At 50.7% G+C, this 12,495-nt stretch carries 6 protein-coding genes; all 6 read left to right on the top strand.

Annotated features, from left to right (window positions below; genetic code table 11):
* The first annotated feature begins 6 nt into the window (after positions 1-6).
* The 6 genes from AAA857_RS00570 to AAA857_RS00595 are packed head-to-tail and all read left to right on the top strand — an operon-like array spanning position 7 to position 12,491.
* A complete protein-coding gene (locus tag AAA857_RS00570) occupies positions 7-3,624 on the top strand; it encodes a DNA-directed RNA polymerase subunit B (RefSeq protein WP_338172011.1) in 3,618 nt (1,205 codons plus the stop codon).
* A complete protein-coding gene (locus AAA857_RS00575) occupies positions 3,621-6,806 on the top strand; it encodes a hypothetical protein (protein WP_338172013.1) in 3,186 nt (1,061 codons plus the stop codon). The genes AAA857_RS00570 and AAA857_RS00575 overlap by 4 nt, the downstream gene beginning before the upstream one ends.
* Complete coding sequence (gene rpoA2 / locus AAA857_RS00580; RefSeq protein WP_338172015.1) at positions 6,806-8,365, top strand: DNA-directed RNA polymerase subunit A''; 1,560 nt, start codon at positions 6,806-6,808, stop codon at positions 8,363-8,365. The genes AAA857_RS00575 and rpoA2 overlap by 1 nt, the downstream gene beginning before the upstream one ends.
* A 45-nt stretch (positions 8,366-8,410) precedes the next feature.
* Positions 8,411-8,710 carry a 50S ribosomal protein L30e gene (locus tag AAA857_RS00585; protein WP_338172017.1) on the top strand — a complete coding sequence of 100 codons (300 nt, stop codon included), beginning with the start codon at positions 8,411-8,413 and terminating at the stop codon, positions 8,708-8,710.
* Between the two features lie 56 nt (positions 8,711-8,766).
* Positions 8,767-12,192, top strand: a complete 3,426-nt coding sequence (locus AAA857_RS00590; protein ID WP_338172019.1) for a hypothetical protein — start codon at positions 8,767-8,769, stop codon at positions 12,190-12,192.
* 26 nt (positions 12,193-12,218) lie between these two features.
* Positions 12,219-12,491, top strand: coding sequence for a hypothetical protein (locus AAA857_RS00595; RefSeq protein ID WP_338172021.1), 273 nt, complete (start codon positions 12,219-12,221; stop codon positions 12,489-12,491).
* Positions 12,492-12,495: the final 4 nt, after the last annotated feature.

Consider the following 12,495-nt stretch of genomic DNA (forward strand, 5'->3'; position numbering starts at 1 on the left):
GATAACATGCAGGAAATCATTCAATCATTTTTCAGAGAACGAAGTTTGGTCAACCACCAACTCGCATCATACGACGACTGTATCCCAGCTACGGAGAACTCACTCTCCCGCATGGAGAAGATCATTCGCAACATCCGTGTTGGAACCGACGAGGATTTCAACGACGATGAAGGCGGATACATCAAATTGGACGTAGCCGACCAAGACATTGTCATCCGAATCAAGAACGTGAAGCTCGGCAAGCCAATGGTCAAAGAAGCCAACGGAGCCCTCAACGACTCCACGCCAATGCAATGCCGACTGCGAAAGCTCACCTACATGTCTCCTGTTTCAATGGATTTCACCATCAAGCGAAACGGCGTACCATCCCCTACCGAGAAGGGCGTTCAAGTGGGATCCATGCCGATCATGGTTCGCTCAGAACGATGCAACCTCCACCCCAAGCACATCGCTGGAGACCGTGTCCTCGCACCCACAACCTCTGACGAAGACAAGGCAAACTGGCATGACCTCCTACGCAAGAAGGGCGAAGACCCTCTTGACCCTGGTGGCTACTTCATCATCAACGGAACTGAGCGAGTCCTCATCTCAATGGAAGACCTTGCACCAAACCGTGTTACCGTTGAAATCAACAAGCGATATGCTAAGCAAACTGAAGTCGCAAAAATCTTCTCTCAGAAAGACGGTATGCGCAAACCACTCACCGTCGAAAAGCGACGTGATGGAATGCTCATGGTTAAGATCAGCACGGCTGGAACCACTGCAATCCCTGTCGTCCTCCTCATGCGAGCGCTCGGCGTTGAAAACGACCAACAAATATTCCAAGCAATCGCTGGAAACACCGATTCATTCAAGTTTATCGTTGCCAACATCAACGAAGTCAAGGACAACGAAGAATACGGAGTTGAAACCAAAGACGAAAGCCACGAATGGCTTCAGAAGAAATTCGCTGCTGGACAACAAAAAGAGTACCGAGAAGCTCGGGTTAACCAACTTCTTGACCGTGAACTTCTTCCTCACTTGGGAGACAACGAAGAAGACCGTGACAAGAAGGCCATCTACTTGGGTCGAATTGTCCGCCAAGTTTTGGAAATGGCCATTGAAGGACGAGACCCCAACGACAAGGACCACTACGCCAACAAGCGTGTTCGTCTTGCAGGAGACCTCATTGAAGACCTCTTCCGTGTCTCCGCAGGCCAACTCTCCCGTGACCTCAAGTACCAACTTGAGCGACACCACAACCGAAAGCGTGAACTCAAGATTACTTCCTGCCTTCGCCCTGACGTCTTGACCTCAAAAATCATGCACGCACTGGCAACAGGTAACTGGGTCGGCGGACGCTCTGGTGTAAGCCAACTCCTTGACCGAACCACCTATCTTGCGGCCCTATCCCACATGCGCCGTGTCACATCACCGCTCGTTCGAAGCCAGCCTCACTTTGAAGCACGTGACCTCCACCCCACGCAATGGGGACGTCTGTGCCCTAACGAGACTCCTGAAGGTCAAAACTGTGGACTGGTAAAGAACGCTGCACAAATGATTGACATTTCAGAAAACATCGATGAAGTCGAAATCCGAGAACGACTTGACGAGTTGGAAGTTTACCAGCCTGACGACTGGACCGATGGTGACCGCATCCACGTGAACGGTGACATTTATGGAATCCATAAGAAAGGACAGAAATTGGTCATGCACTTCAAGTCTGCTCGACGTCGTGGTGTGATCCCATCTGAGGTCTCCATTCGCCACGACAAGGAGAACAAAGACATCTTCATCAACACGGACAAAGGACGTATTTTGCGACCTGTTCTCATCCTTTACGACGGTGCCCCTCGCTTAACGCTTGAGCACCTATCAAAGTTGACCAGCGGCGAAATGAATTTCCGCTCCTTGGTCATCGAAGGAATCGTTGAGTGGATTGATGCAGAGGAAGAAGAAGACCTCTACATCGCTCCACGCCCGTTCGTTCTACCAGAAACCGTCCCTGAAGGCGACTCTGCTGGCCTTGCCGGTCGTACCGTCAAGAACGAAGACATTGAATGGATGAACCTTGGAGAACCAGGTGCACGAACCGCTCACCTACGAGCCAACGTCCGCATGCCCAACGGCGACTGGAACACGACCGAGTTTGAAATCCCGCTCCTGTACACCGAAGAACACACACACTGTGAGATTGACCCACAACTGGTCCTTGGGGTATGTGCATCGCTCATCCCATACCCAGAACACAACTCAACACCTCGTGTTACTGGTGGAACAGCAATGGTCAAGCAATCGCTTGGACTACCGAGCGCTAACTACCGAATGCGACCGGACACACGCGCTCACATCTTGCACTACCCTCAGCGCTCAATTACCAAAACTCGAGCAATGTCAACTACGAACTTTGATGACCGCCCTGGCGGACAGAACTTCATTGTCGCCATCATGTCCCTGCACGGATACAACATGCAAGACGCAGTCATCATGAACAAGGGTTCAATTGACCGAGCCCTTGGTCGTTCAACCTTCAACCGCACCTACAATGCAGAACGTCGCAGATTCCCTGGTGGACAAGTCGAAGAAATCGAAAAGCCCGGGTCCTCGAAGCAGGAAATCAAGGGACTCAAGACGCCAGAAGCCTACATGCACTTGGAAAACGACGGACTACCTGTTCCTGAAACCGAACTCATCGGCGGAAACGTATTGGTTGGAAAAACCAGCCCTCCTCGTTTCCTCGAAGAAACATCCGGTGGAGCCTTCTTGATGGCCCAAGAACGCCGTGAATCTTCAATGCTCGTTCGCCACGGCGAAAAAGGATGGGTCGACAACGTGTACGTCACCGAATCCCTTGACTCAGGCCGCTTGGTCCGAGTCATGGTTCGAAGCCACAAGATCCCTGAAGTAGGCGACAAATTCGCTTCTCGTCACGGACAAAAGGGTGTCATTGGACGCTTGGTTGAACCTGAAGACATGCCATTCACCCCTGATGGCGTCGTGCCCGACCTCATCATCAACCCTCACGCCATTCCTTCAAGAATGACCGTGGCCCACGTTCTGGAAATGATCGGTGGTAAGGTTGGAGCTATGGAAGGCCGCCGTGTTGACGGTACTGCATTCCGTGGTGAAAAGGAATCCAGCCTTCGTGACGGTTTGGTCCGTAATGGACTTGACCACACTGGTCGTGAAACCATGATTAACGGTGAAACTGGTGAATCATACCCTGCCGACATCTTCGTTGGATGTATTTTCTACCAACGATTGCACCACTTGGTATCGTCTAAGATTCACGCCCGATCCCGTGGACGTGTTCAAATCTTGACTCGCCAACCAACCGAAGGACGGGCCCGACAAGGTGGTCTGCGATTTGGTGAGATGGAACGTGACTGTTTGATTGCACACGGAGCATCGATGGTCATCAAAGACCGTTTGCTGGACGAATCCGACGGTATTGACATGTATGTCTGCGCTCAATCCGGGCACATTGCCTGGTACGACCCGAAGCGTGGAACTTACGTGAGCCCCATCCATGGAGATGGAGCAGAAGTCTACAAGGTACAGACTTCATATGCATTCAAGCTACTTCTAGACGAAATGAAGAGTTTAGGAGTGGCCATGCGCCTTGAACTGGAGGACCGAAGATGAGCCGAAAAACGACAATGATTCCCAAGCGGATTGCACAAATCCGATTTGGACTGATGGACCCTATTGAAATCAAGAAAATGTCTGCAGTCGAGGTGAAAACTGCTGACACCTACAAGGATGACGGCCACGCATACAAGCAAGGACTAATGGACCCTCACATGGGTGTTATCGAACCTGGACTCATCTGCCCAACCGACGGTTGCAAGTACGACGAATCCCCCGGTCACTTTGGACACATCCAGCTTGAACTGCCTGTGATTCACATCGGTTTCGTTAACCTCATCAAGACGGCCCTCAAAGCAACCTGCAACACCTGCAGCAAGATCCTTCTTCACACAGAAGAAGGTACCAGCCCGTCCAACCCAGAGCACTCCGAACAGGATTACTACCGAAACCGTATCCGTGACGTCATGACGAAGCACGGTGTTGGATCAACTGAATTCTCGAAGATGATCAAAGAAGTTGAGAAGGTCACCTCTGGTACCAAGCGCAAGGTGTGCATGCACTGTGGCGCAGCCCAAGGAAAGATTGTTCTTGACAAGCCTACAACCTTCAAGGAGAAGAGCGAAAGCACAGAACGAAAGCTCAACGCTCGTGATGTTCGTGAATGGTTGAGCAGCATCCCTGCTGACCACCTCATCTTCATCGGAATGGACAAGCAGAACCGACCTGAGTGGATTGTTCTCAAGGTCCTCCCTGTACCACCCATCACCGTTCGACCGTCCATTACATTGGACAGTGGAGACCGCTCCGAAGACGACCTCACACACAAACTGGTTGACGTTCTTCGTATCAATCAACGCCTGCGTGAAAACCGTGACTCCGGTGCGCCTCAATTGATTGTTGAGGACTTGTGGGAACTTCTACAGTACCACATCACGACCTACTTTGACAATCAAACATCAGGAATCCCACCAGCCCGCCACCGTTCAGGTCGTACACTCAAGACCTTGACACAACGACTCAAGGGTAAGGAAGGACGTTTCCGAAGCAATCTTTCCGGTAAGCGTGTTAACTTCTGTGCACGTTCGGTTATTTCGCCTGACCCATACCTCAGCGTGAATGAAGTCGGAGTTCCAACAAAGATTGCAAAGGAACTCACCGTCCCAATCCGAGCTACTGCTCGTAACCGAGAACAAATGCGGCAAATGATCCTTCGTGGACCTGATGTTCACCCTGGCGTGAACTACATCATCCGTGGCGACAACCGACGTGTCAAGATCAACGCACGAAGCCGACTTCTTAACGCTGGTTTCCGATGCCACAACCCTGAATGCAATGAAGACACCACGCAGCGAGCTGACCTCCATCAAGTCATGCCTGCCCCGAACTTCCTCCCAGGAATGGTTATTCAGAAGCAGATTTCACTCAGCGGAATGGATCAAAGCATCGAAGAAGTCACTTACGCTGTTAACGATGCTGCAACACTATTGAACTTGCAAGGCATCGACGAAAGTGGTAAACCACTTCCTGAAGATGACCCTCGGGCAATCCTCCACTACCGTTGGATGCACGAGCTTGCACAAGCTGACAAAGCAGACCCAGAGCCCTTCCCTGCCCACCTGGAAGTAACCTGCCCTCACTGCCTCAGCCCTGTTGACGAGTTCTACGGCGAGCGTACCCAAGTTGAAGACCGTCTCGCAACGGTTGACCGCTACGGTAACCCGAAGCCTGGTCTCCAAGTTGAACGCCACCTTATCGATGGCGATGTTGCTATCTTTAACCGACAACCTTCGCTCCACCGTATGTCAATGATGGTTCACGAAGTTCGTGTCATGAAGGGTCATACCTTCCGATTTAACCTCGCAGTTTGTACTCCATACAACGCTGACTTTGACGGTGACGAAATGAACCTCCACGTGATTCAATCTGAAGAAGCACGTGCTGAGGCTAAGATTTTGATGCGTGTTCAAGAACACATCCTCACGCCTCGCTACGGCGGTGCTGTGATTGGTGGTATACACGACCACATTTCCGGAGCCTACCTCCTGTCCCGACCAGGAACGCTCATCAAGCAATCCAACGGATTGGAAATGCTTGGAAACATTGGATACACTGGAAAGCTTCCTGAAATTGTCCAGGACGCTAACGGTGCAGACTGCTTCCGTGGGCAAGACTTGATTTCGCTGATCATCCCCGATAACATCCACCTTCGGTTCCGCAGTCGTTCTAACGACTGGGTTATCGTCAAAGACGGTCATGTTGAAGGAACCATGGACAAGCGAGCCATTGGGGCTGAAGACGGTCGTCTTTTGGACGCCATCGTACAAACCAACGGTCCTGAACTCGGTGCTCGTTTCCTTGACGAATTCACACAAATGTCCATCGCTGCTTGTACGTCCCTAGGATTTACAACCGGTATCGATGACGAAGACCTCTCTGACGAAGCTGTTGCTGCAATTGATGCTGCAAACGCAAAAGCCAGCGATGAAGTCGACGCAGAACTGGACAAGTTCGGAGCAAACGGCAAGAACTACGAAGCCCGTCCAGGGCGAACACCCCGAGAAACCATGGAAGAAAACATCATGCAAATGCTCGACAAGGGTAAGGAAGAAGCTGGTGAATACGCAAGGGACGAGTTGAACAAGTCCGGTTCTACCAACGCTGCTGTTAACATGGCTATTTCCGGTGCTCGTGGTTCCATGGACAACTTGACCATGATGGCTGCATCAATCGGACAAGCAAAAGTTCGTGGAAAGCGCTTGGAACGTGGATACGATGACCGTGTCCTACCTCACTTCAAGCGTGGTGGCCGTGGAGCACCAGATCGTGGTTTCATCGCATCCTCATTCAAGCGTGGATTGAAGCCTACGGAGTTCTTTATGCTCTCTGTGTCCGGTCGTGAGTCTCTGGTCGATACCGCTGTCCGTACTGCAAAGTCCGGATACATGCAACGCCGACTCATCAACGCAATGGACGATTTGAAGGTCTATGATGACGAAATGCTCTCTGTTCGAAACACTGCAAATCGTATCATCCAATTCAGCTACGGAGAAGACGGAATTGACCCGTCCCGTGGCGTGCACGGGTCTCCATTCAACATCGACGTCATCGTTGATGCTGCTCTTGGAACATCCGGTGGACTCGAAATTGATCGTGACTCCTACGAACGAGATATCGTTGAAGAAGATCTCGGGGCATGGGAAGATGACGCTGAAGAGAACGATGGAGGTGAGAACTGATGGTCGTAAAGAGTGCAACCAAGAAGAAGCTCATGGATTTGGGTATTGCAGAAAACTTCGCACACATGCTTGCAGACGACCGAAAGTGGGACGATGTCAAAGTCATGACCCAAAACGACGTCGCTAAGTTTTGTGAAACCGATTCAGACACCGCAGGAACGATTCACGCAACCATTGTAGCCGCTACCCAAAAGGGTCGTGATGCAAGCAGTGAGGCAACTGGGCCGGTCACAAGCGTTCGTCTACGAAAAACAACACGCCGAGCTCGCACCAAGACCGTAGTGGCCATTGAACCCTACGATATTGATCGTAAGATGAAGGCCATTGAAGACGAGTTGGCTGATGACCCTGTGTTCAAGTCACTTATGGCGGCAGCTGAAGCATCAGGATCAAGCCGCTTCACGAACCGTATCTTTAACGATCTGACCGTCGCATGTCACAGCCGTGGAAAGAAGAAATTGACCAAGGCTCAAGCAAAGAAAGTTATTGATGAATCCATCGTTGCATTGGATCGGGCGAGTATCGACCCTTACGAAGCAGCCGGAATCATTACCGCACAATCGATTGGAGAACCTGGAACTCAGATGACCATGCGTACGTTCCACTATGCTGGTGTTGCAACGGTTAACGTAACCCAAGGTCTGCCACGTATCATTGAGATCGTAGACGCCCGTAAGGTACCACAAACACCTACAATGACCATTCGAATGACTGCTGAACAAGAGCAAAACGAAGGTGCAGCAAAGAAACTCGCTGCCGCCATTGAAGTAACAACAACCGTGAACATTGCATCGTTGGAAACAGACGTCGCTCAACGACGACTGGTTCTCAAACTCAACAAGGGTAACCTCAAGCAAAAGGGAATGACTCCTCTTGAAGTGAAGGACAAACTTGAGCGAGCTACACGGCTCTTTGTTCAAACAGATAAGCCAAAGAATCCTTCAACTCTGACATTGATTCCTGGTGTCCATAGCGAAGATGACCTCGCGGACCTCGGAGAGAACCCACCATCGTACACCATGCTGTTGCAACTTGAGGAGAAAATCCGAGACATGCGACTCAAAGGAATCCCTGGTATCGAGCGAGCAAACGTCCAACTGGATGACAAGACTGGCGAGTACTACCTCTCAACGATTGGAAGCAACCTCACCCGTGTGAGCGAATTGGAAAACATTGACCGTTCCCGTACCTACACCAACAACATCATTGAAATCTACGAATACCTAGGCATTGAAGCTGCTCGACAAGCCATTGTTGACGAACTTCAACTGACCCTAGACGGTGCTCGATTGGAAGTTGACGTCCGTCACTTGTTGATGGTCGCTGACGTAATGACCTCTGAAGGTGAAGTCCGTGCAATCGGTCGTCACGGTGTATCGGGAACAAAGCACAGTATCCTTGCTCGTGCTGCTTTCGAAGTCACTGTGAACCACCTGTTGAAGGCTGGTATCATCGGAGAGAAAGATTACCTCACCGGTGTTGCAGAAAACATCATCGTCGGGCAACCGATTTCACTGGGTACTGGAAGTGTAGCATTGTACTACATCCCTGAGGAGTAACTTTCCCAACCATGAGAAACACATGTGGAGAATGGAGGAATAAAAATGGATCTAAGCCGACAATTGAAAAATGCAATCGCAACAGGAAACCTGTTGTTTGGACAACGCCAAGCAAACGACGCTTGCGCTAAAGGAGAGGCGAAATTGGTGCTTGTTGCTGCCAACTGCCCAGAAGAATATACTGACGCTTTGCGTGCAAATCACCCTGAAGTGACCATGTACCGTGCAGCAATGGTGAACCGAGAACTCGGAATCGCCTGTGGTAAGCCATTCTCAGTGTCCACCATCACCGTCCTCGACGCTGGTGACAGTGATTTGCTTGCTCTTGACTCCAACATGGAGTGAAGTTGTACCGTCAAGGAATCAAAGGCTTGATGGCCTTTGAGCCCTGCCCGTAAAGTATGCAGCGTGCTCGTAGCCATCACCTACCCTTGTTCTTGGTCACATTGTTTGTTCTGAGTTTACTCAGCCCACTTACCACCCATCAAGAAACAGTACCGACCGAATTGACTTCGCTTCAAAGCATTGACGAAGCCTCTGGTCGTGCTTCATCCCCTGAGGTCTTTCTCTCGTCTGGAGGCTCGGCTAATGGTGACGAATTTGACACCATGATTACCACTGGCCTTGATGGGTACTTCGTTGGTGGTGACTTTAATCGCTCATTGACCTTTGGTATCCATCAACTTCAACCAACATCTCCCTTTTCAAATGGAAACGAATTTTACATCGCAGGCATCGATTCTACCGGGTCTTGGACCTTCCTGACTGGGGCCGACCACAGCATGGGGGGCGTTTCATTCCTCACTGACATTTCAACGGTCAATGGCATGGCGGTAATATCCGGTTACATGTTTGGGCAAGTGAATTTCGGCCAGACCATCTTGACCACTCAGGTATTGGACGGTTTCGTTGCAGTTGCGGACCAAACGGGAAATTGGATGTGGGCTACCGCGTTCCAAACGCTCCCAAATACCACCACTGATGCCAGCATTCCTCAAGCAATATCCGTAGATAATGCGGGTGATATCGTCGTGGCTGGATATTTCTCTGGTGAAACCGATTTCGGTGGAACGGCCATTAACGTCTCAAACGATGAGGTGTTTATCGCCAAACTTGACGGTGCGAACGGGGCGCTAAAATGGGTCACAAATGGAGGGGGCATCGGACAACAGATCGTTACGGACGTCACAACTGACCTCAACGGTGACCATCATATTTCTTGTCTGACCCAAAACGATGTGCTTTTCGGTATGACGAGTTATTCAGTAGCGGGCACACAAGACTCCTTCATCGTCCAAATGACCAGTACAGGTTCTATCGCCGGAATTACAGGCTATGGCATTCCATCCCAGGTCGTATCCGTTCAACATCTGGATGTTGACTCGACAGGCGCTTTGTACCTTGGCGGAACCTTTGAAGGAACTCTTGCCCAAAGCGGTTGGTCCATTACAGCAAACAAAGGTGGAACGGATGTCTTTTTCATTAAGAAAGGGAGCGGAATTTCCAACAGCAATTGGGCAGTGATTGGTGGAACAAGCGACAATGACGTTCTCGAAGGAATGGAGATGACATCGAAAGACGAACTTATTTTCACAGGCTACCTCCAAGGCACCTTTACGGCTGGAAATAAGGCTGTTACGCCGGATGCCAATTACGATGGGGTCGTCGGTGGTGTCTCGAAAACGGGGTCATGGTCGTGGCTGGATGTTACCGATAGTCCTGATTTCGAAACAGGAAGGGGTATTGCAATCAACGGGACGGATATCGTCGCTGTTGTTGGCGCCTTTGCTGGTCAAGGCACATCGCCAAGCATCACAAAAGGGACATCGACCGTTACGAGCACCGGTGGCTGGGACGTCTATGTTTGGGCCTTTGATTCATCGATGAAACAAGATTCTGACAGCGATGGAGTTCCTGATTTCGAAGACAATTGCCCGACGGTCTCGAATCCTGGCCAAGGCAACACTGACTTCGACGAGAAGGGGGATGAATGTGACCCCGATGATGATAACGACGGACTCACCGACAATTCACCTGACATCTGTGCTCGTGGAGGCCAATACAACTGGACATCAACGCAAGATTTCAATGACCCTGCCAACTCAACGGATTGGGATCGTGATGGATGTAGAGACAATGTTGAGGATGACGATATTGACAACGACGGTGTCAACGATGATGTTGATGCATGCCCCCGAACATCATACAGCCCACCTCGTCCGACTTGGATTTCTGATTCCACGACGGACATTGATGGCGACGGATGCAGAGATGTCGACGAGGACAACGACGATGATGGGGATGGATTCAGCGATGGAAGCGATGATTGTTCCAGTATTCCAGGAACCTCTACACTTGGGGAAGTTGGATGTCTTGACACTGATGGCGATGAGTGGGCTGATTCCCGAGACGATTGTCCCACCGAATACGGAAACTCAACTGAGAATGGAAAGATAGCCTGCCCAGATACCGATGGAGATGGTTGGGCGAACAGTGACGATGCATTTGTCAATGAACCAACACAGTGGGCTGACAGCGACATGGACAGCTATGGGGATTCACCCGATGGACTAAACCCTGATGCATGCCCTAATTCAGCAGGAACTTCAACATTGGACCGTATGGGTTGTATTGATTCCGATGGGGATGGATATTCCAACCCCGATGCATTGTGGAATGTAGAGGATGGAGCAGACGCGTTTATCGATGACAGTACACAATGGTCGGATTTCGATGCTGACGGTTTTGGAGACAATTATGCCAACCAAAGTTGGGATGACCGAAATCCAAATTGGCCCGGAACCTACGTCGCCAATGCCTACAATCAAGATGCATGCCCTACACGAGAAGGTACTTCTTGGAAGGATGACACTGCAGGATGCCCAGATGCAGATGGTGACGGATGGTACAACCTCCAAGATGCATTCCCTGTTGACAATACACAATGGAGCGATGAAGATGGAGATGGATACGGTGACAACCAATCAGGAACAACACCGGACGCTTGCATTCAACGACCAGGTGGTTCTTACACCGACCGGTTTGGATGCGGAGATTACGATGAAGATGGAGTCTCCGACCCCGACCCAGCGTCCAATTACTTCGTATCCGATGGTGCAGATGCATTCTTTGACGAACCCACTCAATGGGCAGACAGTGACATCGACGGATACGGTGACAACCCTCTTGGCTTCCAACCCGACGCTTGTCCTCAACTTCGTGACTCTTCAACGGTTGACCGTTTTGGCTGTACGGACAGTGACGGTGATGGACTTTCTGACCCTGATGCCTCATGGACCATCACCAATGGAGCAGATGCTTGTCCAATGGTGTACGGAAACTCAAGTGCTGACCGCATCGGGTGTCTTGACCAAGACGGCGATAATTACTCCGATCCAACTGACGATTGGGGTCTCGCTGAAGGAGCCGATGCATATCCAAAAGACCCTACACGATGGATCAAGGAAGCAGATGATGAGGCTCAAAGCGCAAGCTCATTGACGACATACCTTGCCGGAGGAGTAGGTATACTCATTCTCGCAGGAATTGCCGTACTGGTCGTTGTTCGTAGAAAAGGCGAAGATGAAACAAAGGCTTGGGCGGATGCTACTGCTGGCCAAATTGCTATGCCAAACTTCCAAGCACAGCCCGCTGCACAAGTTGCTATGCCAAACTTCCAAGCACAACCTGTTGCACAAGTTGCGCCTCAACCGATGGCAATGCCCGACCCTGCTCGTGATTACTACAACGGTCTGCTCGCCCAAGGCTACCCCCATGCTGAAGCGCTTTCCTACACACAGCAATACTTCCAAGAGTTCCGAGGATGAGTCGGAAAGGTCAACTGGTGCATGACATGAGTGAAGCATCTGATTCAACTTCTTGGATGGCTCAAGCAACGGACCATCCCCTCGTGAGAGGCTTCCTTATTTTTGCGGCTTTCCGAGCAGTCTATGGAATGGGAATCTTGGTTGTCACCTACTTTCTGGTGACCAGTGAAGAAGCACCGTGGTGGACTTCCATCGTCTTCCTCGGTTTCTCAATGGTGTTTTCTCGGCTTCTCTTTCGAGCACTCAAGCAACGCTGGCCGCATGTGTTCAACAAAGAACCCAGGTCCAGTCACGAATGAAGTA

This window comes from Candidatus Poseidonia alphae, assembly GCF_943787815.1.
Lineage (GTDB): Archaea > Thermoplasmatota > Poseidoniia > Poseidoniales > Poseidoniaceae > Poseidonia > Poseidonia alphae.